We start from the raw sequence: 26557 nt of genomic DNA, 5'->3' as shown, positions 1-26557 counted from the left end.
CTCCGATGACCAGCACCGTCCTCAAACGACTCGGGGTGGCACTGGCCACCGTCTTCGGGGCCTCGATCTTCACCTTCGTGCTGCTCCGCAAGGTCCCCGGCGACCCCGCACGGGCCATCGCCGGCGACACCGCAACCGAGGAAACCATCGCCGCCCTGCGCAAGTCCATGGGCCTGGATGACAACCTCCTGGTCCAGTACGGCAACTACATGGGCTCGCTGCTCCGCGGCGACTTCGGCTTCTCGTACAGCACCGGCAACAGCGTGGGCACGCTCCTGGGGCAGCGGCTTCCAGCCACCCTCGAATTGGGGCTGCTGTCCGTGATCATCGCGATCGTCGCCGCCGTGCTGGCCGCAAGCTTCGCGGTCTATTCACGACGCCGGTGGCCGGACCAGGCCGTCCGCTTCGCCTCCTCCTTGGCCATGGGTTCGCCGCCGTTCTGGATTGCCCTGCTGGCCCTGATGGTCTTCTCCATCCAGCTCGGGATCTTCCCGGGGCCCGAAGGGCGCCTGTCGCCCGGAATGCTCAAGCCGCCGAACGTGACCGGGATGTTCACCGTGGACTCCCTCCTGGCCGGGCAGTGGGGAACCTTCGCCAACGCGTGGTGGCACCTGCTCCTGCCGGCAACGATCGTGGCGCTGGGCCCCTTTGCCTTCCTCAGCCGGCTCTACCGCAACCAGTTGCGGGGCACCCTCCGGGAAACCTTCGTGGCCGTCTCCCAGAGCCACGGCCTGCGCCGCTTCCCGGTCTACAACCGGCACGTGGCACCGCACGGGCTGCTCTCCCTGCTGCCGGCCGCATCCCTCCTCTTCGCCGACCTCCTCGCCGGAAGCCTGCTCGTGGAAAAGGTGTTCGGCTGGCCCGGCATCGGTTCCATGACCGCCGACGCCATCATCCAGAAGGACTTCGCGGTGGTCCAGGCCGTGCTCCTGATGGCGGCCGTCCTCTACGTGGTGGTCAGCCTCCTGGCCGACCTCCTCATGACCGCTGCCGATCCCCGTACCCGAGTAGGAGCACGCTGATGCAAAGCAACGCACTCTCCCTTCCCGCACCCCGAGTGGCGGGCGACGGCGGCCCGGACCCCGACCACAACGACCCCGTGCTCAGCGTCCGGGGCCTGCGGACCGACTTCGTGACCGCCGTCGGAACCGTCCACGCCGTCCGCGACGTCTCCTTCGACCTCCGCAAGGGGCAGCGGCTGGCAATCGTGGGCGAATCCGGCTCCGGCAAATCCGCCATGGCCATGTCCCTCATGGGCCTCGTGCCCCCGCCGGGCCGGGTGGTCGGCGGCAGCGTCAAACTCAACGGCAAGGAGATCGTGGGCCTTGACGACGCCGGGATCTCCAAGGTCCGCGGCAAGGACATCAGCCTCGTCTTCCAGGACCCCATGGCCGCCCTGGATCCGCTGAAGACCATCGGGAGCCAGTTCGTCGAAGCCATCCGCGTGCACCAGGACGTCTCCGTCAGGGCTGCCCGGAAGATGGCATGCGATCTGCTTGGCGAAGTGGGCGTCAACGATGCCGCCCGGCGGATCTCGGACTACCCGCACCAGTACTCCGGCGGCATGCGCCAACGCGTCCTGATCGCGATGGCCATCGCCAACGATCCCTCCGTGGTGGTCGCGGACGAACCCACCACCGCCCTGGACGTCACCACCCAGGCACAGGTTCTGGACCTGCTGGCCAAGATCTGCGACGAACGCGGCAACGCCCTGGTGATGATCACCCACAACCTGGGCATCGTGGAGGAACTCTGCGACAGCGTCAACGTCATGTACGCCGGGCGTTTCGTCGAATGCACCAGCACCGAGGCGTTGTTCGCCTCGCCGGGCCACCCGTACTCGAAGGCCCTGCTGGACTGCGTTATCGACCCCGCCACCGCCCGGCGCGGTGCGCTGCCAGCCATCCCCGGATCGCCGCCGGACCTCTCGGTGGACGAACCCGGCTGCCCCTTCGCGCCACGCTGCCCGATCGGCCGGGACCAGGAACGCTGCGCGATCGAAAGACCGCAGCCGCGCACCCTGTCCAACGGCGCCGTCGTCCGCTGCCACTTCGCCTACGACCCCCAAGGGGAGACAGCATGAACATCGCAAGCGCCACCCCGCTCCTGCGGGTGGAGAAGCTGAACAAGTCCTATGCCAAGGGCATCGGCAAACGGCACAGCGTACAGATCCTGCACGATGTCTCCTTCCAACTGCGCCGCGGCCAGACTCTGGGCCTGGTGGGGGAGTCCGGCAGCGGCAAGTCCACCACCGCCGCCTGCGTGATGGGCCTGACCGGCGTGGACAGCGGGTTGATCGAGTTCGACGGCGTCGACCTCACCAGCCTTTCCAAGGCCGAGATGCGCAGGATGCGCCGGCGGATCCAGATGGTCTTCCAGGACCCCAACGGCTCCCTCGACCCGCGCTTCACCGTGGCGGACCTGGTGGAAGAACCCCTCATCGTGCACGGCGTCAGCGATTCGGCGGAACGTTCGCGCCGGGTTTCGGAGGTCCTGGACCGCGTGGGAATCAGCGTCAAGCAGGCCCAGCGCTACCCCTTCGCGTTCTCCGGCGGCCAGCGCCAGCGCATCGCGATCGCGCGGGCCCTGGTCCTGAACCCGGACCTGGTGGTGCTGGATGAACCCGTGAGCGCGCTGGACGTCTCCATCCAGGCGCAGGTCCTCAACCTCCTGAGCGAGCTGCAGGACGAACTCGGCCTGACCTACCTCTTCATCGTCCACGACCTCGTGGTGGCCCGGCTCATGAGCCACAACATCGCCGTCATGAACGCCGGGGAGATCGTGGAGGCCGGCACTTCGGCGGATGTCTTTGAGAACACCACCCACCCGTACACCCGCGCGCTGCTGGATGCCGTGCCGGGTGCCCGCCGCCGGGCAGCACAGACCCGGACGACGGCGGCGCTCGCCGCGGCGGGCACGGCCGACACCCTGGAAGGAATGTGACATGTTGACCCTCCCGAAATGGACGGCAGCTACCAGGAAGGCGGCCATGAAGCGGACGACGGCGGCGCTCGCCGCCGTGGGCCTGCTCGCCCTCGCGGGCTGTGCGCAGCCCGCGGCATCCTCCGGCGCCGACGAGCGGCCCTTCACCGTGAACTGGGCCGCCTCCCTGACCAACATCGACCCCGCGTTCGTGTGCGCTGGCAACGAGAACAGCTTCGCCACCAACTTCTACGCCCGCCTCGTCAGGCTCGACGAAGCACCCCAGCAGGACGGCACACTCGTGGCCATCAACGAGCCCGAACGTGTCAAGGGCGATCTGGCCACGTCCTGGACGGTGTCCCCGGACGGGAAGTCCTACACCTTCTCCCTGCACCCCGGGGCGAAGTTCGCCAACGGCAACCCGCTGGACGCCGAAGCCGTGCGGTATTCGATCATGCGCAACCTGACCATCGGCGGCTGCGGGGCACTGGGCCTGCAGATCGGCCTGACGGACCCGCCCCTGATCAGCGACGTCGTCGTGGTGGACCCGCAGACGGTGCGCCTGGAACTCTCCCGGGCCTATCCGGCCATCCTGGTGACCCTGGCCCAGAGCCGCGGCTCGATCTATGACCCGAAGGTCATCAAGGAGCACGGCGAGGATAAGAAGGGCGTGCCCAACCAATGGCTCGCCTCGCACACCGCCAGCAGCAGCGGGCCCTACGTGCTGGACGAATACGTGGCCAACAACTACGCCGTCCTCACCCGGAACCCGAACTACTATGGCGAGCCGGCCAGGGAAGCCGAGGTGCGGGTCAACTTCATCTCCTCGATTCCCACCCTGATGCTGCAGGCCCGCCGCGGCGAAGCCGATGTGACCCTGGGCCTGCCGCCCTACGTGGTGCACCAGCTGAGCCAGGAGGACTGCTGCCGCGTCACGTCCGCCCCGGCCTTCGCACCGGTGACCGTGTCCCTGGACAACTCCTCGGGCACTACGGCCAACCCGAAGCTGCGTGAGGCGCTCACCTACGCCGTGCCGTACGAGCAGATCAAGGCGAGCGTGGCCTACGGCTACGCGGACAGCTACTACGGTCCCTTCGTCCCCGGCATCCCGGGCTTCGACGCACAGCGTTCTGCGCCCCGGCCGCTGGACAAAGACCGGGCACGGGCCCTGGTCAAGGAATCGGGCCTGACGGACCCGCAGATCGACCTCATGATCAACCCGTCCTCGCCCGGCGTGTCCACACTCGCGACCATCCTCAAGTCCTCCTGGGAGGACATCGGGGTGCGGGTGAACATCGACTCACAGACCCCGACGGCCTTTGCCACCAGGTTCAACACGGGCAAGTACCAGTCGGCACTGCTGTTCGAAACCGGCGGCGTCGTGGCCGCGTACGAGCTGCGCAAGAAGATGACCTGCGGCAGCACCTTCAACAACCAGCACATCTGCATTCCCGGAACCCCGGAGCTCATGGACAAGCTCAACGCCGCCTCCGACCTGGATTCGCAACTGCCGTACATCAACGCACTGGTGGATTCCTGGCGGGCCAGTTCGCCCACCATCATCCTCTACCGTGCGCAGTTCACGGCGGTGCTTTCGGACTCGGTCAAGCACTTCGAGTACTCGCCCACGTTCTCCTTCTACAACTGGGGCCGCTAGCTGCACCCCGCCCGTTGCGGGAACCGGTCCGCCCGGTTCCCGCAGCAGGCACCACAAGACATCCAGAACCAGCTAAGGACAAGAAAAATGCGAATTGGTGTTGATGGCAGCAAGATTCCCCACGAAGCCGAGGACTCCGCGGTCCGGATCCTCGAACGCGCCCACGCACTGGGCATGGAGGGCGTCTACTTCCGCAGCGTGATGGACGTTTCGCCCACCCTGGACCGTGGCCTGCTCGCCGAAGTGCGCTCCTGCGCCGATGAACTGGGTCTCTACCTGCAGATGGGCCTGGCCAAGGTCAACCCCTATGCGGCCTCCGAGGCGCCCCAGGTCCGCAGGCTTGGTGACGGCGACTACACCCGCGGCATGGTCAGGATGATCGAGGCCGCACACGAGGCCGCCGGAGTCACCGAGCTCTGGGTGGCCTGCGCCAACTACCAGCGTGGCATGCCCGGTTACTACGTCTTCGACCGTTTCCGCACGGACGCCCCGTGGCCGGACCAGTTGGTGGCGATCGAGAAGTTCCTGCGACTCCTTGCCCCGGTGGCCCGGGACCACGGGGTGCACCTGAACATCGAAACCCACGAGGAGATCACCAGTTACGAGGTGGTGCGCCTGGTCGAATCCGTGGGCCCGGACGTCCTGGGCGTCACCTTCGACACCGCCAACGTGGTGGTGCGCGGCGAGGACCCTGTGGCGGCGGCCCGCCGCGTGGCGCCCTACACCCGCGCCACGCACCTCCGGGATTTCGTACTCGGTGAGCAGGACGGCGTGTTCGGACGGGTCTTCGCCCCCATCGGGCAGGGATCCATCGACTGGGACACCGTGCTGGGCATCCTGCACGCGGCAAACCCGGAGTTGCCGCTCTCCATCGAGAACGCGGGCCCTACGCTGCACCTGCCCATCGGCCTGGACGATCCCGAGTGGCTTGCGGTCCACCCGGACCTGGATGCGGCCGAAGTGGCCAGGATCCGCGAAATGGCCGCCGGATACCAGGCCAAGGTGGATCGCGGCGAGGCTTTGTCGTTGACGGAACTCCGGGCGATTCCGTACGACGGCGAACGCTTCATCCATGAGTCTGCCCAGGCCCTGCGAGCCTCCCTCGCCAGGCTTGGCCTCGCGGAGGGCGTCACCGCGCGCTGACGAGGAGCGGGAACTGGCAGCACCTGCCCTTAAATCCGCATGGAGAGGGCATCTGCTGCCAGTTCGCACGTATTCCGGTCGCCGAGGAGCACAATGGCCCCATGGCATCCAAGATCACCGATGTACCGGGAATCCGTGTGGGGCAGGTCCAGAAGGTCGGCGACGGCTGGCTGTCCGGGGTGACGGTGGTCCTGCCGCCACCGGGAACCGTGGGCTCGGTGGATGTGCGCGGGGGAGGGCCAGGCACCCACGAGACCGATGCCCTCGATCCCACCACGCTCGTTCCCACTGTCGACGCAGTGGTGCTGACCGGCGGCAGCGCCTACGGACTGGCCTCGGCGCATGGCGCCCAGCTCTGGTGCGAAGAGCAGGGCCGCGGTTTCCCGGTGGCGGGCGGCGTGGTGCCGATCGTCCCGGCCGCGGCCATTTTCGACCTCGGCCGCGGCGGCGACTTCGCCGCCCGGCCCGGCGCGGACATGGGTTACGAAGCGGCAGCCGCCGCGGCCGCTTCCGGTGAGCAGGCCGACGTCGCACGCGGAAACGCCGGCGCCGGCACCGGAGCGGTGCTCGGCAGGGGCGCCTTCAAGGGCGGGGTGGGCACGGCGTCCCTTACCCTCGACGCCATCTCCCCGGACGGGCCCGTGGTGGTGGGCGCCATCGCGGTGGTGAATGCGCTGGGCATGCCGGTGGGAGCGGAGGCGCCGGAAACGCCGGCTTCCCCGCAGCTGAACACCACGCTCGCCGTCGTCGCCACCAACGCGGCCCTGGACCCGGCCGAATGCAAGCGGACCGCCGGGGCGGCCCATGCCGGCCTCGCCCGGGCGCTGAACCCCTCCCATACCCTCGCCGACGGCGACACCGTCTTCGCGCTGGCGACCGGCGCCGTCGGGCTTGACCGGAGTACGGAACAGGCGCGGCAGATCTCCTTGATCACCTTGCAAAGCGCGGCGGCTGAAGCGGTGCGGCTCGCCATCCTGGACGGCGTCGCGGCGGCGGAATCCATCACGACGCCGGCGGGGGAGTTCCGCGCTTTCGCCCCCGGAGGGGGCGGCGGGCAGGGGTGACAGCAGGATGCCTCTGCGCTAGCATGAGCGGATTTAACATTCGGCCGGCTTTGGCGTAGTGTTGTCTGTTGGTTGTCTGCACAGTCACGCCCATTTACAGAACCGGATTTTCCGGGTCCGTCGACGGGATGCAGCGGCAGCCGAAAACCCAAAAACGTCCGCAGGGATTCCCTTGGGAAGGACTGCGGCAAACAACAGTTAGCGGAGGATATGGCCAAGAAGGACGGGGTCATTGAGATCGAGGGCGTTGTGACCGAGGCGCTGCCCAACGCGATGTTTCGCGTTGAGCTGACCAACAAGCACATCGTTCTTGCACACATCTCGGGGAAGATGCGCCAGCACTACATCAGGATTCTCCCTGAGGACCGGGTAGTGGTGGAGCTGAGCCCTTACGACCTCACACGTGGTCGCATCGTCTACCGCTACAAGTAAATCGTTGGGCGGCAGGGCATTAGCCCGAGCCGTTCCAGCCGACCACCTGCAACACGCAAAGGAACGCCATGAAGGTCAAGCCGAGCGTTAAGCAGATCTGCGACAAGTGCAAAGTGATCCGCCGTAATGGCCGGGTCATGGTGATCTGCGAGAACCCGCGCCACAAGCAGCGCCAGGGCTAATTCCCGCCAGGGAATCAGCGCCCGCAAGGGCAAACCTGGGCTGTGCCCACGCAAGTAAATAAAGGCAGCACAAGCTGCGCTGGGACATTGAGCAACACAGAGCCCGGACAGCGAACCCCCGGTCGGAGGCTGGGGCCACACTGAAAGTGTGGGTGTACTGCCTACGACCTCCGGTTTATTCAAGGAGTACCGCCACTATGGCTCGTCTCGCTGGCGTAGACATTCCCCGCGAAAAGCGGTTGGAAATTGCGCTTACTTACATCTACGGCGTGGGCAAGACCCGTGCAAAGGAAACCCTGGCTGCCACCGGCATCAGCGCTGACGTTCGCGTCAAGGACCTGACTGACGCCGAACTGGTTCAGCTGCGTGACTACATCGAGGGCAACTACAAGGTTGAGGGTGACCTTCGCCGCGAGGTAGCCGCCGACATCCGCCGCAAGGTCGAGATCGGCAGCTACGAAGGCCTGCGCCACCGCAAGGGCCTGCCCGTACGCGGTCAGCGTACGAAGACCAACGCTCGTACCCGCAAGGGCCCGAAGCGCACCGTCGCCGGCAAGAAGAAGGCCGGCCGCTAGAAATAGCGGTCGTCTTCACCCGATAACTTTTCTGTAGGAGAAAACATGCCCCCCAAGACTCGTGGAGCGGTCCGTAAGCCGCGTCGCAAGGATAAGAAGAATATTGCGCTCGGCCAGGCGCACATCAAGAGCACCTTCAACAACACCATCGTGTCCATCACGGACCCGAGCGGTGCTGTGATCTCCTGGGCTTCCGCCGGTGAGGTTGGCTTCAAGGGCTCCCGTAAGTCCACCCCGTTCGCTGCCCAGATGGCTGCCGAGGCTGCTGCAAAGCGCGCCCAGGAGCACGGTCTGCGCAAGGTCGACGTTTTCGTCAAGGGCCCGGGATCCGGACGCGAGACCGCAATCCGTTCGCTGCAGGCCGCTGGCCTCGAGGTTGGCTCCATCCAGGACGTCACCCCCAGCGCCCACAACGGTTGCCGCCCGCCGAAGCGCCGCCGCGTCTAATTGACTCCGCTGCGGCCGGCCGTGCCGCCGTCGGACAGTCTTCTGTCCGAGCGGCACGGCCGGCAGCTTCGGAAACAAGCCGATTTCCACCACCTGTGTTGCGTCATATAGCGGATGCTCGCCGAAAGGAAACCTAAGTGCTTATTGCACAGCGCCCCACTCTGTCTGAAGAAGTAGTCTCCGAGAACCGCTCGCGTTTCATCATTGAACCGCTGGAACCGGGCTTCGGCTACACCCTCGGCAACTCCCTCCGCCGTACCCTGCTCTCCTCCATCCCCGGTGCCGCTGTTACCAGCATCCGGATCGATGGCGTGCTGCACGAGTTCACGACGGTTCCGGGTGTCAAGGAAGATGTCACCGAGATCATCCTGAACATCAAGAACCTCTCCGTGTCCTCCGAGCACGATGAGCCGGTTGTCGCGTACCTGCGCAAGCAGGGTCCCGGAGTCGTCACGGCAGCGGACATCGCTCCGCCCGCCGGCGTCGAATTCCACAACCCGGATCTGCACATTGCCACGCTGAACTCGAAGGGCAAGTTCGAACTCGAACTGACCATCGAACGCGGACGCGGCTACGTTTCGGCAGCTCAGAACAAGTCCGGCGACTCCGAGATCGGCCGCATCCCGGTCGACTCGATCTACTCGCCGGTCCTGAAGGTGACCTTCCGCGTGGAAGCCACCCGTGTTGAGCAGCGCACCGACTTCGACAAGCTCATTGTCGACGTCGAGACCAAGCCGGCCATCGCTCCGCGCGATGCCGTCGCTTCCGCAGGCACCACCCTGGTGGAACTGTTCGGTCTGGCCCGCGAGCTGAACACCGCAGCTGAAGGTATTGAGATTGGCCCGTCGCCCACCGACGCAGCCCTGGCTGCTGACATGGCACTGCCGATCGAGGATCTGGACCTGACGGTCCGTTCCTACAACTGCCTCAAGCGTGAGGGCATCCACACCGTGGGTGAACTCGTTGCCCGCTCCGAGGCTGACCTGATGGACATCCGCAACTTCGGTGCCAAGTCCATCGACGAGGTCAAGGCAAAGCTGGTGGAACTGGGCCTGTCCCTGAAGGACTCGCCTCCCGGTTTCGATCTTGCAGCCCGCGCCGCAGCCATCGAAGAGGACGACGCCGCGTTCAGCGACGACGAGCTCTAACACAGATCTTGGCCATCGGGTCCCGGACGGACCAGTACGGCCTTCATTACAGGAGAAATTACTATGCCTACCCCCACTAAGGGTCCGCGCCTCGGAGGCGGTCCGGCTCACGAGCGCCTGATGCTCGCGAACCTGGCAGCTTCGCTGTTCGAACACAAGCGCATCACCACCACGGTCACCAAGGCCAAGCGCCTGAAGCCGTACGCAGAGCGCCTGGTCACCTTCGCCAAGCGTGGCGACCTCGCTTCCCGCCGCCGCGTTCTCGGCCTGATCAGCAACAAGGGCATTGTCCACGAGCTGTTCACCGACATCGCCCAGGCAGTGGAGAACCGCGACGGCGGCTACACCCGCATCACCAAGATCGGCAACCGCAAGGGCGACAACGCTCCCATGGCTGTCATCGAGCTGGTTCTCGAGCCGCTCTCCCCGAAGCAGGCCGTTGTCGCCGAAGCCACCCAGGCTGCCGAGAAGGCTGCTCCGGTTGCTGAGGAAGCTGCCGCTGAAGAGGTCGTCGAGACTGAAGCTGCTGCCGAAGAGGCTCCCGAAGCCGCTGCCGAAGAGGCTCCGGCCGCTGAGGAAGCTGCCGAGGCTCCGGCCGAAGAGGCTGCCAAGGACGAGAAGTAATTCGCTGAATTCTTCCCGATAGACTTGGGTCTATGAACGAACAGGAACCCGCTGCCCCCGTTTCCGGAGGCGGCGGGTTCTTGCGTATCCGGATGGATCTTTCCTACGACGGCGGCCCGTTCAGCGGCTGGGCCGTGCAGCCCGGACTCCGTACGGTGCAGGGTTGCCTGGAGTCCGCGCTCGAGTTGGTCATCCGCCGTCCGGTCCGGGTCACCGTGGCGGGCCGCACCGACGCCGGCGTGCACGCCCGCGGCCAGGTGGTCCATCTGGACCTCTCGCCGGAGGAGTGGTTCCGCCTTTCTCGCGATGGCCTTTACGATCCGGCGGCCGCCCTGCAGCGGAAGCTGCGCGGAGCGCTCAGCAGGGTCCTGGAGGGGCACCACGGTGCTGGTGGAATTCGCGGTGCCATTGAGATTCACGACGCCGGCCTGGCGCCGTCGGGTTTCGACGCCCGGTTTTCGGCGCTGTGGCGCCGCTACAGCTACCGGATTGCCGACGGTCCGGAACGCTGGGACCCGCTGCTGCGGGGACTGACCCTTTGGCACAAGGCACCGCTGGACACGGGGTTGATGAACCGCGGGGCGGCCGAACTCCTGGGCCTGCAGGATTTCCGCGCCTACTGCCGGCCCCGGGAGGGCGCAACCACCATCCGGGAACTTCAGGCTTTCGAGTTTGACCGGGGAGACGACGGCGTCATAGTCGCCACCGTCCAGGCCGACGCGTTCTGCCACAACATGGTCCGTGCCCTGGTGGGCGGCGCGCTGCGTGTGGGGGAGGGCCTGGAAACCCCGCAGTGGATGCACGATCGTTTGCTTGCCGGGGTCCGCGATGCCAAATCGGTGCTCGCCGCGCCGCACCCTTTGGTGCTGGAGCATGTGGCGTATCCGGCGGACGGCGAACTGTTGGCCCGGGCCGAACTGACCCGGGCGAAGCGGGAGTAGTTCATTTCCTGCGGCCGTCACGGGAAGTCCTGCCCATGGCCGTTTGCAGGCGATCTTGGCAGGATGCAGCCATGACTCAATTTGTGGGCGCTGACCCTGCGCAGCTGCGTGCCCTCGCGAAGCAGATGGCCAAGAGCGCGGATCGGATCGGGGCCTTGACCCGGAACCTTTCCTCGTTGCTGGATACGCCCGGCGCGTGGCTGGGACCGGACATGCAGGGGTTCCGCCAGTCGTGGCAGAGCGAGCTGATGCCTCACTCAAAATCGGTAGTGCAGAGCCTCCTGCAGGCCGCCAAGACGCTGCAGGCCAACGCCGACGAGCAGGAGAAGGCCAGCCAGGGGGCTGACGGGCAAGGCGGCGGCAACTCCGGCGGCGGCGAGTCCGGCAACGGTGACCGCAGGGATGAGTCCCGGGGTTCAGCTGGTTCCCGGACCGGGCGAGGCGATGACGACGGCGGCGATCCCGGTGGAAAGACGCCAGGGCAGGAACCTTACCCTGGAGGGCTTGGCGAGCCGGTGCCCGGCGAATCGGTACCGAAGCCCGACGCCCCTCCCTGGAAATCGGATCCCGACTCGCAGGAACACGGTTCCGAGGACGCTGGCTTTGGCGACCACGCCACAAAGGTGGGCGTTGAGGCAGCGGCCAATGCCGCCGCGCCCGTAATTCCGAATGCCTCGCGCAACCTGCTGCACTTCCTCGGGAATTCCGGTGAACCCCTCGAACAGGACGTCGACCAAATCCTTGAAGATGCCCCCGGCTTCTCCAGCCAGGCGGATGCCGACGTCGAGAACCTTGCCAAGAGCGCTGTCGAGGACGCCCGGAATTCAGGCGCAACCGGGCCAGTGACGTATCCCGTGAACACTGCTTGGAAGGGCTATTACATCGGCAAGGATGAGAGTGCTGACTGGTTCTACGCCAGTGGCGGGCTCAGCTACAGCACCCAGGGGCAGGTGACCGTGTACCCGCCGAGCACACCTGGCGGGGACTGGACTTACAAAACGGAGACCAGCGTGAGCTATCGTGACCGTTACAACTGGGACGGCGGCAAGTCCACGGACATCGGGCCCCTGAACGTATCTGACGAGCAGCTGGGAAGGCTCAACGAAGTGGGCATCGCGCAGAACTACAACATGACGGGCGAATCTTCCACGCGCCATAGTTCGGGAAGCGTGAAATGAGCGGGCGCGCCATGGCTTGCCTGGCCGTTGCCGGGCTCTTGCTGGCTGGATGTGCGGCTCCGGGGGGTCCCGGCCGCGCAGGGACTACGACGACAGGAACAGACATGGAAACGGAATCCACTGCACCCGGTGATGCACGCGCCGTCGCAGTTTCGCTCTTGGAGCCGGTGGGGCTTGCACTGCCGGCAGACGCCCGGGATTTCACGGTGGACCGGAGCCCGCTGGAACCGTTTCGGAATGCGTCCTTGACCACGTTCACGGCGGGAAGTGCGGAGATGACGGCCGCCTGCGAAGCTGCGGGTGCCGTGGTGGCCCCGGATGCCAGGATCGGGGCCCAGGATGCGAAAGTCCTCCGGGGCGTCCAGGTGGAGGAAGGCTCCACACTCTGCTCCAAGGACTCGGATTACGGCCGCGGCCCGGCCTTCCGCGTGGTGATCCCGCCGGCAGAGACCGGGACAGTTCATGTGGCTCTGTACCAATTGCCGGCGGGGCGCTGAGCGGTTGCTTCCCGAACGTGAGAGACCCCCTTCCGGCTCTGGGTACCGGAAGGGGGTCGGGGTGACCACTGCGGTTCTGGGTACCGGGTGGTCGGTGTGGCGGCGCCCCCTCGCATAGGGCGCCAAATCGGGTACCTCCCTTCGGCAGTTCCAGCAGCTGCCGGTGGTGGCGTTGAGGTACTCCACGTGCCTGCCCAGACAGGCGGCTTGGTGGATCGGTGTCAGGGCAACCCGAGGGCTGCTTTCAGGGTGGTGTTGAGGTAGTCGTAGTGGCCGCTCAACGCCAAACCGAATGCGGTGACGCCCCCCATGACCAGCGTGATCATGAAGGCCATCAGGACCGAATACTCAGTGGCCATGCTTCCGCGTTCATTGTCCTCGGTTGCGGGCTCGGCACTAGGGACCGAGGCGTCCCGTTTTAGGCCGGACATCGCTATCCCTCGAACATCTTGGCGATGGAGAGCACTGCCGGGCCCAGGATGATCACGAGCAATGCCGGGAAGATGCAGGTGATCAGTGGGAAGAGGATTTTGACCGGGATCTTCATGGCATGTTCCTCGGCGCGCTGCCGGCGCTTGAGCCGCATTTCCTGGGCTTGTGCCTTGAGGACTTTGGCAATGGCAATACCATAGGCGTCGGCCTGGACGACGGCGCGGACGAAGCTGCGTACGTCTCTTACGTCAACGCGTTCTGAAAGGTCCAGATAAGCTTCCTTCCGGCTTCGTCCCACTTGGATGTCCTGGAGTGTCCGGATGAATTCGTCGGCAAGCGGTCCCTTTCCGTTTTCAGCGGCCCGTGCCATGGCGGCTTCGAAACCGAGGCCCGCCTGGACCGAGATAAGCATTTGGTCCAAGGCATTGGGAAGGGCAAGCTTCATAGCTTCCCGCCGCTTCTGGGCGTTCGAACGGATGAGGATATCCGGCACGAAGTATGCCAGGGCTGCTGCCGCAAAGCCCAGCAGGGCCTTGCCAGCAGAAGGATCGCCAAGGAAGAGGAGGACGCCGAGGAAGGCGCCGCTCAAGGCCATCAGCGGCTTGACCATGAGGATCCGGCCCAGGGGCCAGTCCTTCGGCCGCCCAGCCCCGGCGAGTTGCTTGTCGAGCCAGGCTATGTAGCTCCCCGGCACTAGCTGCCGGGACATTCCGGACAACCATTGTGCGGCATTTGCCGGCCTGGCGGCGATTGCCGTCTTTTGACCGAGGTTCCTCCTGATGTTGCGCATGGCGACGCGGTCTACGGTAAAGGCGAGCCACACCATCCAAGACACCGGCGCAATAATTGCCAGCATGGCGGCATATGCATAGATCTGCATGACTGACTCCTAGAACTTCGGCTTGATGAGTCGGTTGAGCCAGAGAGAGCCCAGGGAGAGCATGACCACGGTAACCGCAATCATGATGAATCCGGGAAGCGTCGACGTGAAAGTCTGCGCGTATAGGGGATTCATGAAGCACAGGACCACAAACATGACCACCGGAAGTGCCACGAGCACAAGTGCGGATATTCTTCCCTCTGCGCTCAGTGCCCTCACCTGCCTGCGGATCTGGTTTCTGTCACGGATTGTCTCTCCCACATGGTCCAGGACCTCGGCCAGATCCCCGCCCACTTCACGGTGGATTTCGATGGCCTGCGTTATCCAGGTGAAGTCCTCGTTGGATGTCCTGGCCGCGACTTCGTTCATCGACTCGCCGAGATCCCTGCCGATCCTGGTTTCGTTGACGATCCGGGTGAGCTCTTCCGACATGGGGGACTCGCTCTCCTTGGCGGTGGCGTCGACAGCCCGTAACAGACTATGGCCTGCCCGCATGCCGCCGGTCAGCATCTGCAATGCATCTGGCACTTGTTCATCGAATTGCGCTTGGCGCCGGTAGGTCAGCAGTTTCACCGTGAGGAACAACCCCAACAGTGCAACCAAGCACATCAGAAGGGCGAACAGCAGGCCAGCGAGGAGGTAACCAACAACCCCTGCCAGGAGGACCACGACGCCCGAAATCAGGATGTAGTCCGAGGCCTGCTTTTTCAGGCCGGCCGCATCCAGCCGGGCCTGCGAGAGTAGGCCCCCGGATCCCACATGGATCCGTGAGTCGATGGCACCCTTGGCAGTGTCCGTAAGCACCGTCAGGGCCGACTGCCGAACTTGGAGACCAGGTTGCCTGCGTTGGATGTCAAGGGTACGGATCGGTTTGAGCACCAGCACCACCATGAGCAGCAATGCCAGGTAAACTCCGACCAGTCCGGCTGCGAGCATGAGGGACTGGCCAGCCGCGGCATTCATCGCCGTACTCCTGGAACCAAGGCACCGAAGATTGCAGGTGAAATCGGGATCCCCAGCTCCGCAAAGCGATCCGTGAACCGGGGACGCACGCCCGTTGGCATCGGCTTGCCGAGGAAGCGTCCATTGGCATCGACGCCCGCCGAGTAATCGAATACGAAGGCATCCTGCAGGGTCACAATGTCGCCTTCCATGCCCTGGACCTCAGTCAGGTGCGTAATGCGCCGGGTACCGTCGCGGAGTCGCGAGATGTGCACGATGAGGTTCACGGCGGAAGCCACCTGTTCACGGATAGCCCGCAGAGGCAGGTCCATGCCGGCCATCAGAACCAAAGTCTCAAGGCGGGCGATGGCATCGCGCGGCGAGTTGGCGTGGACGGTGGAAATCGATCCGTCATGGCCGGTGTTCATGGCCTGCAGCATGTCCAGGGACTCGCCGCCGCGGACCTCGCCGACCACGATGCGATCAGGCCTCATGCGCAGCGAGTTCCGCACCAGGTCGCGAATGGTTACCTCTCCACGTCCTTCGATGTTGGCCGGCCGGCTCTCCAGACGTACCACATGTTCCTGCTGGAGTTGGAGCTCCACCGCGTCCTCAATTGTGACGATCCTGTCGTCCTCAGGGATGAACGAGGAGAGGACGTTCAGCAAGGTAGTCTTGCCGGTGCCTGTACCACCGGAAACGATGATGTTCATCCGGGCCAGCACGCAGGCCCGCAAGAGTTCTGCCATCTCCGGCGTCAGGCTGCCGAATTCGATGAGCTTGTTGACAGTCAAAGCCTCTCGGCCGAACTTGCGGATGGTGAGCGACGGGCCGTTAACCGCCAAGGGCGGAATAATGGCGTTCACACGGGAACCGTCGGCGAGGCGGGCATCCACCAAGGGAGATGACTCGTCAATGCGGCGGCCGACCCTGGAGACGATCCGTTCGATGACCTTCCGAAGGGCTTCATCGGAAGTGAATTTCGCTTCCGTCTTGAAGAGCCGGCCGTACCGTTCGACATAGATACTGTCGAAGCGGTTGATCATTACTTCGGTGATTTCGGGATCATCGAGGAAGCGCTGGATCGGTCCGTGCCCCAGGACGTCATCGATGATTTCAGAGGTCAGACGATGGCGTTCGGCTGCAGTGAGGGGGACCTGCTCGGCATCGACGACGAGCTTCAGCTCGTCGCGCACGTATTGGTGCAATTCCGCCTCGTCCAGGCTGGAGTCTGTCAGGCGCGAGCCCATGCGTTCGTACAGGGCTGCGCTGGCGCGCTCCTTGAGGCTGCCTAGGGCCTCGCTGGCTAGGGATGTTGATTGCACGCCGCCTGCGCGTTGCATGACTGCCTGCGCGGCTTCCGCTGCGCGGACTTCCTGAAAACGGCTCAGGGTTGGCGACTCGGCGGACTCGGTGTTTGGCGCCTCGGCAGGAGCAGCCGCCCCGCCCCCCGAGGGTTCGTCGCCGTGAAGGCCTTCGAGCCTACGTGAGAGGTTCACCGGACTACCGCCCTTCTGTGAAGTTGCTTGTGTGTTCGTTCATCCCAATTGGGCTTAAAGCGTTCCACGAGGGATCGCAGGCCCTTTGCTGCAGCGTCCCGCCGGCCGTCCTGCAGCAGCGGGACACCCTTGTTCGTGGAGAACGGCAGGGTCTTCGAGCGCGGAATGGCAACGTCCACCGGAACTCCGATGGTCGCCTCCACGTCGGTGAGGCCCAGGCCGCTCCGAGGATCGGCCATGTTTAGCACCACGTGCCGGTGCTGTGGCAGGAGCCGGAGTTCGTCCAGGATGTGCAAGCCCGTCCGCAGGCCGCGGATGCTGGGAATGTCCATGCCGCAGACCCACACGGCGTCCGTCGCATTTTCCAGGGCCGCCAAGACGTGCTCGCCAAGGCCGGGGGCCGTGTCGATGACAACGTACTGGAACTCGTGCCTCAGCTGTCCCAGGAGGTGGCTGACATGCTCGGCCTTGATGCGGTCCATCTCCACCGGGTTGCGGGGAGCGCAGAGTGCGTAGATGCTCGCCGGGTGGACGCTCAAGTAGGTCTTGAGCACCATGGAGTCCTGGCTCGCAGGCCCGAGGACGGCATCGGTGATGGTGTGGTCCGGCTCCAGGAGCAGACCACTTGCAACGTCCCCGAATTGCAGGTCCAGGTCGACGATGACGACGCCCATGGGAGCAAGCGTGCCGAGCCCCACAGCGAGATTCGTGGCCACGGTGGTTTTACCGACGCCGCCCTTGGGCGACATCACCGCGATGACACGTCCGCCCGAGGCCTGGTCCGGAGACTCGATGGCGCTGGGAGCAAGCCCGCGACGGCGGCCTGCCGCCGCGAGGCTGGCACGCTCGACCATGACGCGGATTCCGTCCGCCTCGGCCGCCGGGGACAGGATGTCCCTGACGCCGGCGCGCATGGCTGCCAAGACCAGTTCCGGGGTCTGCTCGGCCGCGAGGACCACGCTGATTTCCGGGAACTGCAAGTCGAGCAGGGAAGCGTGCTTAAGGGACTCAGTGACGTTCAGGCCCGGGCCGAGGATGAGGACTTCCGGGGGCTCACCCAGGAGCTGGTTGAGGATGTCCTGCGGGCCCTCCGGAAGGTAGTCCGCCTGGAACCATTGGAGGCTGCCGCTCATACCGGCTGTCGCCGAGCGGACCCTTCGTTCGAAGTCGGTGTCCGGTGTGATCAAGATGAAGCGGCTCATCGGATTACCTTGCCGAGAGTCATCACACCGGAGTTGCCTTGGGTGGCATCCGTCGGCTCTTTGCTCAAGTAGACCGCACCGAATTCGACCGCGAAGACGATCTTCTCAATGTCGGTCGCAGGGCGGGCCAAGGTCACCAGGTACGTTCCCCGTGCGGACGCGTTCTTGTTGGACTTGAGCGAGCTCTTGCTTGCGCTTTGGTCCTGCTCCGTGGAGGATTCCGCAATGGTACCGCTCGCATCCTGGACGGCGGTGACGAGAACCTTATGCATCGCCAACTGAGTCATGTCCGGGGCGGCGTCGTCCTTGGGCTTGAAGGACAGCAGCACTCCGACGGTGTCGCCTGCCTCGATATTGCCCCCGACAACGCGCTCGATGTCGAGTTTGACGGTGACTTCCTGGAGACCGGTAGGTACTTCTACCCGACCCCGGCCGACTTGAGAGCCTGGATCCACCATGCGAGAGGCGAGCACTTGTTCGCCGGGCATGAATTCGATGGAAGAGACCTTGTTTCCCAGATCGTCGAGGCTCTTGACGCTATCCGCCGCTATCGCGGACCGCGGAACGGCCTTCCTGACCACGCTATCGCCGAACTTGGCGACAGCGGTGCCGGCGGGAATCTCCTTCTGGACGATGTAGACCTCTTCGGTCTCTGTGTTGGCCAGGGCGCGCCTGTCAGCGCCCTGCACGTAGATAAGGAGCATCACCGTCCCGATAATGGCTACGACAAGCGCAGCGATGCCTCCCAGTAGGCGTGTTTTCACTTTTTTCTCCTGTCGATGCGCGGAGGGGGTGGAACCGGTCCGCTATTTGATGAGTTTCACGATGACGGTGCCGAGGTTTTGCCCAGACCCGGCGCCACCGCCTGTGGCGGCATCGATGGTGACGTACTTGACGAATTGGCCGATGATGCAGCGGTCGTTACCTCCGGAACATGCAAGGTTGGAGTTGCCCGTAGCTGCGGTGGTGTTGCGGTACTCGTAGGGACTGCCGTTGCCGAACTTCCACCCGAGGATCTTGAAAGTGGCGTATCCGATGATGTGGTAGAGGGCTCCGTTGCCGGTGCCGGTCGTGGTGTCGAAGACCGGGAAGGTGACTTGGACCGATTTGCCGGCGGCCATGTCATTGATCCAGCCCTGCAGGATCGTCGCGCATTGCGATGGCTTGTCATTGCCGGGATCCGTCCCGACCACGTTGCCCGTGGTCGTGACCGCGTAGCAGTCTCCGTCAGGGTCGGACAACCAGCCCCAGCCGCCTGGAACAACCTGTCCCGAGGGATTGGTGCAAGTGGTGCCGGGCTTCCATGAGATCTTCTGCTTGGTGCCGGTGGATACGGCGGCGGTGAGGTCAAAGCACTTGTTCGAGAACGCGAGCGGGAAAGCCCCAGCTCCGCCCGGGAACGTCAGGCCGGCGGTGGCCGAGGCACCCACTGTGACCGAAGACGCGTTCAGGGCGCTCGCGAACATCTTGTGCAGGAAACCTGCCCCGCTCGTTCCGTCAAGAGTGGACGTGGTGACCGTTACCTGGTTTGCGACGCTGAGGTCCACCGACTTGACCGTGGAGGCATTGTCTCTGGCATTTCCATCTGCCAAGGGCGAGGCCGCCGCATCGGCCTGCGCCTGGGTGCATCCGCCGCCTGAAGCACAGATTTGTGCGACGGCGAGGGCTCCAGCGTCAGCGCCGTTCTGGAGTTCTGTCCGCTCCACGTAGATCTGGCCCGTGTCCACTGCCAGCGCTCCGGCACCAATGAGTACGAGGAGAAGCAATGCGACCGTTACGCCCGCCGCGCCGCGCTCCCTGCCTTTTGGACGGATTTTCTCCACACGATGGCGCGGTTTTGAATTCCTAATTAGCCACCGCATCGCATTGCCCCCACTCCGGTCCTAGTGAATGTTCCGGCAAATGAAACCGAACTGCCGGAGACATTCAATGCGAATCCGGTGAGCGAATTTGCCGTGTACTGCGCTGTAACATGAACGGTGCTGTTCGGAGCGCAGGAAATATCTTTGCTGAAAGAAATCGGGCCGCTAAGGCTTGGTGCGCCGGCCGTGCCCGCGGTAGTTGCCTTGTTCCAGTCGTTTGTCACGGCATAGGTCCTGGCGGCTTCGCGGGCCGCCTGGCTAACCGCGATCTGGACTCCCATCGAGTTCGAAAATTCGATGATCCCGGCCACCAGGAGGAGGAGGAAGGGAACGACAAGGGCGAATTCAACGGCAACAGCGCCCCGGGAATCTTCCCTGGCGCGGCCTTGTAAGTGTTTCACGTGACCCCCCAGATGGCCGTCTCTTGTTTGGTACTGCCCAGAAAATGGCGGTGCCGCGCCCGCGTTGAGCGGACGCGGCACCACGAGTTGAGCCGAAGGAACGGCTAGTTGGCCCAGCCGCCGACGGTGGTGCCCAGGTCTTCGAACCAGTCGCTCAGCTGGGTTCCGAAGAAGGTGACCCCGACGATGATGGCGAAGGCGATGAACGCTACGAGCAGCGAGTATTCAGTCGCCGTCGCGCCCTTTTCGGAGGTGAGCCGATCCTTGAGGCCGGCGATGTAAGAGACCACAGAAAGCATGAGAGATGACATTGGAAAATCCTTCCCAGATAAGGCGAATATTTTTTGGCCGAATTCCGGGCCGCCCCCATATCCAGCGGTTCGGATTTCGATATCAAAAGAATTCACCCGGGGGGTGGAAGGTGGCAAGACATGGCTGTACTCGACTTTTATCGGGTCACCTTGACGGTTTTTCTTCGAGTACTCAGTTTCTATTCCGAGTACTACTTGGAAGCGGCCATGAGCCGTTCGTCAAGTACGCAGGTCGGCACGCGCTGAGCTAGGGGAGGAGTAGCAGTGTGCCGATGGCGGCGGCGAACATGGGCGGGCCGTGAGGGGTCTCTTTGGGCGTATTTCCGCGCCCGAGTCGTAACAGCAGCACCGTCAACAAGCCGCCCAACACAAACCCCAGCAGCCCCCCGTAGAACACCTGTTTCCAACCCAAGTAGCCCAAGTACACGCCAAGGGGTGCTGCGAGCTTCACATCGCCCATTCCGATGCCCCTCGGGGAAATTAATCCGAGAATCAGGTACCCCGCGAAGAGCACGGCTCCGCCGGCGGCCCCCCGGAGCAGCCCGCCCCAGTCTGAGCTGAGCGCTGCGGAGGCTGCGAAGAGGGTCAATCCTGCCACGAGCAGTCCCAGAACCAGGGGATTTGGAAGCAAATGCAAGGCGATATCGACCCGTGAAAGTTGCACCGCCAGCACCGCCAGGAGGAGAAAAGGCGGCAATTCGGGAGAAATGCCAAAACGCCATGCAAACAGGACGAACAGAAGGGCCGTGATTGCCGCCGTCGTAAGCCTCGCCCAAAGGGGCGGCATGCCGCCGAGCCGCGGCAGCCATGCCTTGATGGCCAGGTCTGCCAGCAGGCTCAAGCCGGCGCCTGCAACAGCCGCAAGGACAAGCAGTACAGGGGCGTAGGTCACCGGCACCTCCTCGGACAGCGGCGGACAGTTCCCCTCATTCTGAACCCGCAGGACCGCTGAAGCCCTCATTTTGACCCTGCAAGTCTCTTGGCGCTATTGTTGATAGTCGTTGTGCGTGTCCTTTCTCGATGACACATGCCCGCTTGGGGATCCAGTTGCAGGATCACAAACCCGGGGAGGCATTTCGAGGCCTTGGGATGACTGGTTACATAGAGCCCTCACCTCTGTTCCGGTAGCGCATACCTAGTAGGTCCACGCTTGGGCGTGTGGCCTAAAACATGAACGCCAGAACAAGAACGAGGCAAAACCGTGCGTACGTACACCCCGAAGCCCGGCGATATCAACCGCCAGTGGCACGTCATTGACGCCACCGATGTTGTCCTTGGTCGTCTTGCCAGCCAGACCGCAACACTGCTGCGCGGAAAGCACAAGCCGACCTTTGCGTCCCACATGGACATGGGCGACTTCGTCATCATCATCAACGCCGAGAAGGTCGCACTGACCGGCGCCAAGCTGGAGCAGAAGCGCGCTTACCGCCACTCCGGCTACCCGGGCGGCCTGACCTCCGTCAACTACGCGGAACTGCTCGAGTCCAACCCGGTTCGCGCCGTGGAAAAGGCCGTCAAGGGCATGCTCCCCAAGAACTCCCTCGCCGCTCAGCAGCTGAGCAAGCTCAAGGTCTACCGTGGCGCTGAGCACCCGCACGCTGCCCAGCAGCCGAAGACTTTCGAAATCACCCAGGTCGCCCAGTAGTCCTGGCCACCAAACAACTTTTAATACAAGGAGAATCGTGGCTCAGAACGAAGAACTGACCACCGAAGCCGTTGAGGCTGAGGAACTGACCAGCTACACCTCTGAAAGCGCACCGGCTGACGCCGCGCCGAAGAAGGAGCGCCCCGCACTGACCGTTGCCGGCGCAGCAGTTGGCCGCCGCAAGGAAGCCGTTGCACGCGTCCGCGTTGTGCCGGGCTCCGGCAAGTGGACCATCAACGGCCGCGAACTGGCCAACTACTTCCCGAACAAGCTGCACCAGCAGGAAGTCAACGAGCCCTTCAAGATCCTCGAACTTGAAGGCGCCTACGACGTCATCGCCCGCATCCACGGTGGTGGCCCCTCCGGCCAGGCCGGTGCCCTGCGCCTCGGTGTTGCCCGTTCGCTGAACGAGATCGACGTCGAGAACAACCGCCCGACCCTGAAGAAGGCTGGCTTCCTGACTCGTGACGCCCGCGTCATCGAGCGTAAGAAGGCCGGTCTCAAGAAGGCACGTCGCGCCCCGCAGTACTCCAAGCGCTAAATTTGCGCCTACCCAAAGGCCCGGTCGCAGAGCGACCGGGCCTTTGGGCTCCCTCGGCGCAATTCAGCGCTCGGCTCCACAAGCGCTAAATCCGCTTATCCGGCCTTGGCCGGAGCCTGGAAGCCCGTTCCGCCGTTTCGGCGGGGCGGGCTTCCGCCGTTAACGCTGCTGTCGGCAGCGCGCTTCATGCGCGGGTCGAAGCCGGGGGAGGCCCGTCCGTCGATTAGACTGAGTCCCGATGTCTAGATTATTTGGAACAGATGGCGTGCGCGGTCTCGCGAACGGAGCCCTCACCGCCGAGCTGGCGTTGCAGCTCGCCCAGGCCGCCGCCGTCGTACTTGGCCATGACCGCACCCCTGACGGAAAGCGGCCGCGCGCCGTCGTCGCCCGTGACCCGCGGGCGAGCGGCGAGTTCATCGCCGCGTCCGTCGAAGCTGGCCTCGCCAGCTCCGGAATCGACGTGTTCGACGCCGGCGTGCTGCCCACCCCGGCGGCTGCCTACCTGGTGGCGGACCTCGACGCCGATTTCGGCGTCATGATTTCCGCCTCCCACAACCCGGCGCCGGACAACGGGATCAAGTTCTTCGCCCGTGGCGGGCAGAAGCTGCCCGACGACGTCGAGAACGCCATTGAGGCCCAGCTTGGCAAGGAACCCTCCCGCCCGCTGGGCGGCGACGTCGGACGCATCCAGCGCTTCTCCGACGCCGAAGACCGCTACATCGTCCACCTGCTCACCACATTGCCGCACCGCCTCGATGGCCTGCGCGTGGTCCTCGACTGCGCCCACGGCGCCGCGAGCGGCTGCTCCCCGCAGGTGTTCAAGGATGCCGGCGCGGACGTCATCGTCATCGGCGCTGAACCCGACGGCCTGAACATCAATGACGGCGTGGGCTCCACCCACCTGGGCCCGCTGAAGGAAGCCGTGCTGAAGTACGGTGCCGATCTCGGCGTTGCCCACGACGGCGACGCCGACCGCTGCCTTGCTGTGGACCACGAGGGCAACGAGGTGGACGGCGACCAGATCATGGCGATCCTCGCCCTGGCCCTCAAGGAAGCCGGAAAGCTCAAGGACGACGTCCTCGTGGCCACCGTCATGAGCAACTTGGGCCTCAAGATCGCCCTGCGCAAGGCCGGTATCTCGATCCGCGAAACCGCAGTCGGGGACCGCTACGTGCTGGAGGAAATGCGCGCAGGCGGCTACAGCCTGGGCGGCGAGCAGTCCGGACACGTGATCTTCTCGGACTACGCCACTACAGGCGACGGCGTGCTGACCGGCCTTCAGCTGGCAGCCCAGGTGGCGCGCACCGGACGTTCCTTGAAGGAGCTCGCCGCAAGCATGGCCAAGCTCCCGCAGCTGATGATCAACGTGAAGGGCGTGGACAAGTCCCGCGCTGCCACGGACGAGGGCGTGGCCGCAGCCGTGGCCGCAGCCGAACTCGAACTCGGCGACACGGGCCGCGTCCTGCTGCGCCCCTCCGGCACGGAAGCACTGGTCCGCGTAATGGTGGAGGCCGCTGACATGGAAACCGCGCGGCGGATTTGCACTGAACTTGCCGGCGTCGTGGAAGACCGCCTCGGGATTCCCCGCGAACTCCCGGTCTGATAGCCCCGGTAAGACAATTACGGCTGTGGCCCGCCTCCTTTGGAGGCGGGCCACAGTTGTTTTGTCCGGGCTATTTGTTGGCCAGGCTGTCCCGGATTTCGGTGAGCAGCGCGATCTGCGGATCGGCAGCTTCCTCTTCCTGTGTGATGCCCAGTTTTGCGTTGCGGCGCTCGATCAGATGGTTCATGGGTGCAACAACGATGAAGTAGATCGCGCCCGCCACGAGCACGAAATTGATAATGGCAGCAATGACGCTGCCGTAGGCAAAGCCTTCCCAGGTCATCCCGGCAAGGTCCTTGGCGTTGAAAAGACGGGCAATCAGTGGGGTCAGGAGACCCTTGACGATCGCATCGACCACCGCGTTGAAGGCGGCGCCGATGACGACGGCTACGGCAAAGTCGATGACGTTGCCCTGAATGACAAACTTCTTGAATCCGCTCAACATGGCTCCAAAATAGCGCAGGACATGCGATGGATCCGGGAGGTCAGCGGTAGGCCGGTGCCGCCTCCAGGCCGAAGTACTCCTCCACGGAGGCGATGCCCCGTTTGGCCATGTCACCGGCCGCTTCGGGTCCCAGGTACCGCAGGTGCCAGGGTTCGTAGTAGTAGCCGGTGGTTTCGTGGAGCATCCAGGGGTAGCGGACCACGAAGCCGTACTTGAACGCGTTGGCCTTGACCCAAACAGCCGCCGGCTGCTCCGCGAAGCAGGGCTGGAAGCTGCAGGCTCCGCCGCCGTCGCCGATGTCGAAGGCCCAGCCGGTCTGGTGTTCCGAGAACCCGGGGCGGGCCGAGGCGGTGTCCGCCGACGCCCTGCCGCGGGTGGCGACGTAGCCGTTGTACGTGGCCGTCTGGCTCTGGAAGGAACGGTAACCCGAGGCCAGGGTCAAGGTGACGCCGTCGGCAGCAGCGGCTGCGAAGAGCTTCCCGGCGGCGGCCGCCGTCGTGCTGTTGAGCAGTGCGGACTCGCCGCTGGTGGCGAGCTGCACGGCGGGCTGGACCAGGTCCGGCGGGACGAATTGCAGCGGGGTGAGCGGGCGGTGCTTGTTGACCACCACCCAGGGGCTGCGTGGATCAGTGAGCGAATGCTGTTTCGGGAGGGACGACGACGGCGGCAGCGGGGCTTTGCGGGGTGAAGCGAGCGGCTGCTTGGCGGCCGCGGCGCTCGGGCTGGCTGACGCCGTCGGGCTGCCTGTTGCGCTCGGGCTGGCTGACGCCGTCGGGCTGCCTGTCGCGGCGGCGGTGCTGTTGGCTTCTTCCGGGGTGCAGGCGGTGAGCGCGGCAATCCCGAGGCCCGCGGCGAGCAGCACCGTGAACGTCCTGCGGTCCGGCGCATTGTTATGGCACATGCGTGCTAGACCTTTCGCAGGAGCATCCTGCGGATGGTGTGGTCGGCGTCCTTGGTGAGGACCAGTTGGGCGCGGCCGCGGGTCGGCAGGACGTTCTCTTCGAGGTTCGGCTCGTTGATGCGCTTCCAGATGCCCCGGGCCGTCGCTTCGGCCTCGGCGTCGGACAGCGTGGCGTAGCGGTGGAAGTAGGATTCCGGCTGCGCGAAGGCGGTGCCGCGCAGCTTCCTGAACCGGTCCACGTACCACTCCTCGATATAGGAGGTCTTGGCATCCACGTAGATGGAGAAATCGAAGAAGTCGCTCAGGGCCAGGCCCTGCCGGCCGTCGTGGCGGGGACGCGCCGGCGCCAGGACGTTCAGGCCTTCGACGATGAGCACATCCGGGCGGCGGACCACCACTTCCTTGTCCGGCACGATGTCGTAGGTGACGTGCGAATACCACGGGGCCCGGACTTCCTCGGCGCCGCCCTTGATCTCGCTCACGAAGCGAAGCAGAGCCCGGCGGTCGTAGGACTCCGGGAAACCCTTGCGTTCGAGCAGGTGCCGGCGCTTCAGCTCGGCGAGCGGGTAAAGGAAGCCGTCGGTGGTGATGAGTTCGACGTTCGGGGTGCCCGGCCAGCGGCGCAGCATCTCGCGCAGCACACGGGCGATGGTGGATTTCCCGACGGCGACCGAACCGGCCACGCCGATCACGAAGGGCGTGCGCTGGGTCTTTTCGCCCAGGAAGGTAGTGGTGGCCGCGTGCAGCTGGTGGGATGCCTCCACATAGAGGTGCAGGAGCCGCGACAAGGGCAGGTAGACCTCGCGCACTTCCTTCATGTCGAGAGGGTCGCCGAGGCCTCGCAGCCGGATGATGTCCTCTTCATTGAGAGGCTGCTCCATCTGCGCGGCCAGTCGGGACCAGGTCTGCCTGTCCAGCTCCACGAAAGGCGAGGAAGTGTCGCCGTTCGCCTCGTTGCGTTGCAAAGTCACCTAATTGATTCTGCCCCTCCCGGACTCCAACGCGAAATGCGGACCGTGCAATGCCGGTAAGGAAAGGGGGATGAACAAGGGACGGCCCGGCACCCCGCTTCGAGGGTGAAGC

General features: G+C 64.7%; 31 protein-coding genes. 18 read left to right on the top strand and 13 right to left on the bottom strand.

The genetic code is table 11. From position 1 onward, the window contains the following. The first annotated feature begins 5 nt into the window (after nt 1-5). From ACN9M4_RS14575 to ACN9M4_RS14505, 15 genes are all read left to right on the top strand, one after another. Nucleotides 6-1022, top strand: a complete 1017-nt coding sequence (locus tag ACN9M4_RS14575; protein ID WP_426299069.1) for an ABC transporter permease — start codon at nt 6-8, stop codon at nt 1020-1022. Further along, nucleotides 1022-2083, top strand: a complete 1062-nt coding sequence (locus tag ACN9M4_RS14570) for an ABC transporter ATP-binding protein (RefSeq protein ID WP_426299067.1) — start codon at nt 1022-1024, stop codon at nt 2081-2083. The genes ACN9M4_RS14575 and ACN9M4_RS14570 overlap by 1 nt, the downstream gene beginning before the upstream one ends. Next, the gene (locus ACN9M4_RS14565) at nt 2080-2943 is read left to right on the top strand and encodes an ATP-binding cassette domain-containing protein (RefSeq protein WP_426299065.1); all 864 of its coding nucleotides are present in this window, start codon (nt 2080-2082) and stop codon (nt 2941-2943) included. Before ACN9M4_RS14570 ends, ACN9M4_RS14565 begins: the two co-directional genes overlap by 4 nt. A 1-nt stretch (nt 2944) precedes the next feature. Beyond that, entirely contained in the window at nt 2945-4579 is a 1635-nt protein-coding gene (locus ACN9M4_RS14560; RefSeq protein WP_426299063.1) for an ABC transporter substrate-binding protein, read from the top strand. Between the two features lie 87 nt (nt 4580-4666). Further along, on the top strand, nt 4667-5722 hold the full coding sequence (locus ACN9M4_RS14555) for a sugar phosphate isomerase/epimerase family protein (RefSeq protein WP_426299061.1): 1056 nt from the start codon (nt 4667-4669) through the stop codon (nt 5720-5722). Between the two features lie 101 nt (nt 5723-5823). Beyond that, complete coding sequence (locus tag ACN9M4_RS14550; RefSeq protein WP_426299059.1) at nt 5824-6786, top strand: P1 family peptidase; 963 nt, start codon at nt 5824-5826, stop codon at nt 6784-6786. A 210-nt stretch (nt 6787-6996) separates the two neighbouring features. After that, a complete protein-coding gene (infA, locus tag ACN9M4_RS14545) occupies nt 6997-7218 on the top strand; it encodes a translation initiation factor IF-1 (RefSeq protein WP_009358723.1) in 222 nt (73 codons plus the stop codon). Between the two features lie 68 nt (nt 7219-7286). After that, nucleotides 7287-7400: a 50S ribosomal protein L36 gene (gene rpmJ, locus ACN9M4_RS14540; RefSeq protein WP_011775570.1), complete on the top strand. Its 114-nt coding sequence runs from the start codon at nt 7287-7289 to the stop codon at nt 7398-7400. A 197-nt stretch (nt 7401-7597) separates the two neighbouring features. Next, on the top strand, nt 7598-7975 hold the full coding sequence (rpsM, locus tag ACN9M4_RS14535; RefSeq protein ID WP_074587766.1) for a 30S ribosomal protein S13: 378 nt from the start codon (nt 7598-7600) through the stop codon (nt 7973-7975). Nucleotides 7976-8020: 45 nt separating this feature from the next. Beyond that, on the top strand, nt 8021-8422 hold the full coding sequence (rpsK, locus tag ACN9M4_RS14530; protein ID WP_026555755.1) for a 30S ribosomal protein S11: 402 nt from the start codon (nt 8021-8023) through the stop codon (nt 8420-8422). 137 nt (nt 8423-8559) lie between these two features. Next, entirely contained in the window at nt 8560-9570 is a 1011-nt protein-coding gene (locus ACN9M4_RS14525) for a DNA-directed RNA polymerase subunit alpha (protein ID WP_070347947.1), read from the top strand. 63 nt (nt 9571-9633) lie between these two features. Next, a complete protein-coding gene (gene rplQ / locus ACN9M4_RS14520) occupies nt 9634-10194 on the top strand; it encodes a 50S ribosomal protein L17 (RefSeq protein ID WP_426299055.1) in 561 nt (186 codons plus the stop codon). 32 nt (nt 10195-10226) lie between these two features. Then, nucleotides 10227-11135 (top strand): tRNA pseudouridine synthase A, encoded by a 909-nt coding sequence (locus ACN9M4_RS14515; protein WP_426299053.1) that lies wholly within the window; start codon nt 10227-10229, stop codon nt 11133-11135. 71 nt (nt 11136-11206) lie between these two features. Next, nucleotides 11207-12313, top strand: coding sequence for a WXG100 family type VII secretion target (locus tag ACN9M4_RS14510; RefSeq protein ID WP_426299051.1), 1107 nt, complete (start codon nt 11207-11209; stop codon nt 12311-12313). A gap of 104 nt (nt 12314-12417) precedes the next feature. Beyond that, a complete protein-coding gene (locus ACN9M4_RS14505) occupies nt 12418-12810 on the top strand; it encodes a hypothetical protein (RefSeq protein ID WP_426299049.1) in 393 nt (130 codons plus the stop codon). Nucleotides 12811-13031: 221 nt separating this feature from the next. On the opposite strand, the gene ACN9M4_RS14500 is transcribed toward ACN9M4_RS14505, so the two are convergent. The 10 genes from ACN9M4_RS14500 to ACN9M4_RS14455 all read right to left on the bottom strand — a co-directional run bounded on the left by ACN9M4_RS14500 (nt 13032) and on the right by ACN9M4_RS14455 (nt 21231). Then, entirely contained in the window at nt 13032-13169 is a 138-nt protein-coding gene (locus ACN9M4_RS14500) for a hypothetical protein (RefSeq protein ID WP_426299047.1), read from the bottom strand. Between the two features lie 74 nt (nt 13170-13243). Continuing rightward, a complete protein-coding gene (locus ACN9M4_RS14495) occupies nt 13244-14122 on the bottom strand; it encodes a type II secretion system F family protein (protein WP_426299045.1) in 879 nt (292 codons plus the stop codon). Nucleotides 14123-14131: 9 nt separating this feature from the next. Next, the gene (locus tag ACN9M4_RS14490) at nt 14132-15085 is read right to left on the bottom strand and encodes a type II secretion system F family protein (RefSeq protein ID WP_426299043.1); all 954 of its coding nucleotides are present in this window, start codon (nt 15083-15085) and stop codon (nt 14132-14134) included. Continuing rightward, the gene (locus ACN9M4_RS14485) at nt 15082-16563 is read right to left on the bottom strand and encodes a CpaF family protein (protein ID WP_426299041.1); all 1482 of its coding nucleotides are present in this window, start codon (nt 16561-16563) and stop codon (nt 15082-15084) included. Before ACN9M4_RS14485 ends, ACN9M4_RS14490 begins: the two co-directional genes overlap by 4 nt. Continuing rightward, nucleotides 16560-17765: an AAA family ATPase gene (locus tag ACN9M4_RS14480; protein WP_426299039.1), complete on the bottom strand. Its 1206-nt coding sequence runs from the start codon at nt 17763-17765 to the stop codon at nt 16560-16562. Before ACN9M4_RS14480 ends, ACN9M4_RS14485 begins: the two co-directional genes overlap by 4 nt. Then, on the bottom strand, nt 17762-18529 hold the full coding sequence (gene cpaB, locus ACN9M4_RS14475; protein WP_426299037.1) for a Flp pilus assembly protein CpaB: 768 nt from the start codon (nt 18527-18529) through the stop codon (nt 17762-17764). The genes ACN9M4_RS14480 and cpaB overlap by 4 nt, the downstream gene beginning before the upstream one ends. Before the next feature lie 42 nt (nt 18530-18571). Beyond that, nucleotides 18572-19588, bottom strand: coding sequence for a pilus assembly protein TadG-related protein (locus tag ACN9M4_RS14470; protein WP_426299035.1), 1017 nt, complete (start codon nt 19586-19588; stop codon nt 18572-18574). 26 nt (nt 19589-19614) lie between these two features. Continuing rightward, on the bottom strand, nt 19615-20028 hold the full coding sequence (locus ACN9M4_RS14465) for a TadE/TadG family type IV pilus assembly protein (protein WP_426299033.1): 414 nt from the start codon (nt 20026-20028) through the stop codon (nt 19615-19617). Between the two features lie 104 nt (nt 20029-20132). Beyond that, nucleotides 20133-20339: a Flp family type IVb pilin gene (locus ACN9M4_RS14460; RefSeq protein ID WP_426299031.1), complete on the bottom strand. Its 207-nt coding sequence runs from the start codon at nt 20337-20339 to the stop codon at nt 20133-20135. A 247-nt stretch (nt 20340-20586) separates the two neighbouring features. Then, nucleotides 20587-21231 (bottom strand): prepilin peptidase, encoded by a 645-nt coding sequence (locus tag ACN9M4_RS14455; protein ID WP_426299029.1) that lies wholly within the window; start codon nt 21229-21231, stop codon nt 20587-20589. Between the two features lie 309 nt (nt 21232-21540). On the opposite strand from ACN9M4_RS14455, the gene rplM reads away from it, so the two are divergent. The 3 genes from rplM to glmM all read left to right on the top strand — a co-directional run bounded on the left by rplM (nt 21541) and on the right by glmM (nt 24128). Further along, the gene (gene rplM, locus ACN9M4_RS14450; protein WP_074587749.1) at nt 21541-21984 is read left to right on the top strand and encodes a 50S ribosomal protein L13; all 444 of its coding nucleotides are present in this window, start codon (nt 21541-21543) and stop codon (nt 21982-21984) included. A gap of 37 nt (nt 21985-22021) precedes the next feature. Then, nucleotides 22022-22525 carry a 30S ribosomal protein S9 gene (gene rpsI / locus ACN9M4_RS14445; RefSeq protein WP_426299027.1) on the top strand — a complete coding sequence of 168 codons (504 nt, stop codon included), beginning with the start codon at nt 22022-22024 and terminating at the stop codon, nt 22523-22525. Between the two features lie 238 nt (nt 22526-22763). Beyond that, entirely contained in the window at nt 22764-24128 is a 1365-nt protein-coding gene (gene glmM, locus ACN9M4_RS14440; protein WP_426299025.1) for a phosphoglucosamine mutase, read from the top strand. A 70-nt stretch (nt 24129-24198) separates the two neighbouring features. On the opposite strand, the gene mscL is transcribed toward glmM, so the two are convergent. Genes mscL through coaA form a run of 3 tightly spaced genes read right to left on the bottom strand, consistent with a single transcriptional unit; the run spans nt 24199 to nt 26445 of the window. Further along, complete coding sequence (gene mscL / locus ACN9M4_RS14435; RefSeq protein WP_426299023.1) at nt 24199-24573, bottom strand: large conductance mechanosensitive channel protein MscL; 375 nt, start codon at nt 24571-24573, stop codon at nt 24199-24201. A 40-nt stretch (nt 24574-24613) separates the two neighbouring features. Next, on the bottom strand, nt 24614-25474 hold the full coding sequence (locus ACN9M4_RS14430; protein WP_426299021.1) for a M15 family metallopeptidase: 861 nt from the start codon (nt 25472-25474) through the stop codon (nt 24614-24616). A 5-nt stretch (nt 25475-25479) separates the two neighbouring features. Next, nucleotides 25480-26445 carry a type I pantothenate kinase gene (gene coaA / locus ACN9M4_RS14425; RefSeq protein WP_426299019.1) on the bottom strand — a complete coding sequence of 322 codons (966 nt, stop codon included), beginning with the start codon at nt 26443-26445 and terminating at the stop codon, nt 25480-25482. Nucleotides 26446-26557 lie beyond the last annotated feature (112 nt).

Source organism: Arthrobacter sp. R-11 (assembly GCF_049913155.1).
GTDB lineage: Bacteria > Actinomycetota > Actinomycetes > Actinomycetales > Micrococcaceae > Arthrobacter.
Note: the sequence above shows the minus strand (reverse complement) of the source record. Positions and strands in the feature narration are given on the sequence as shown.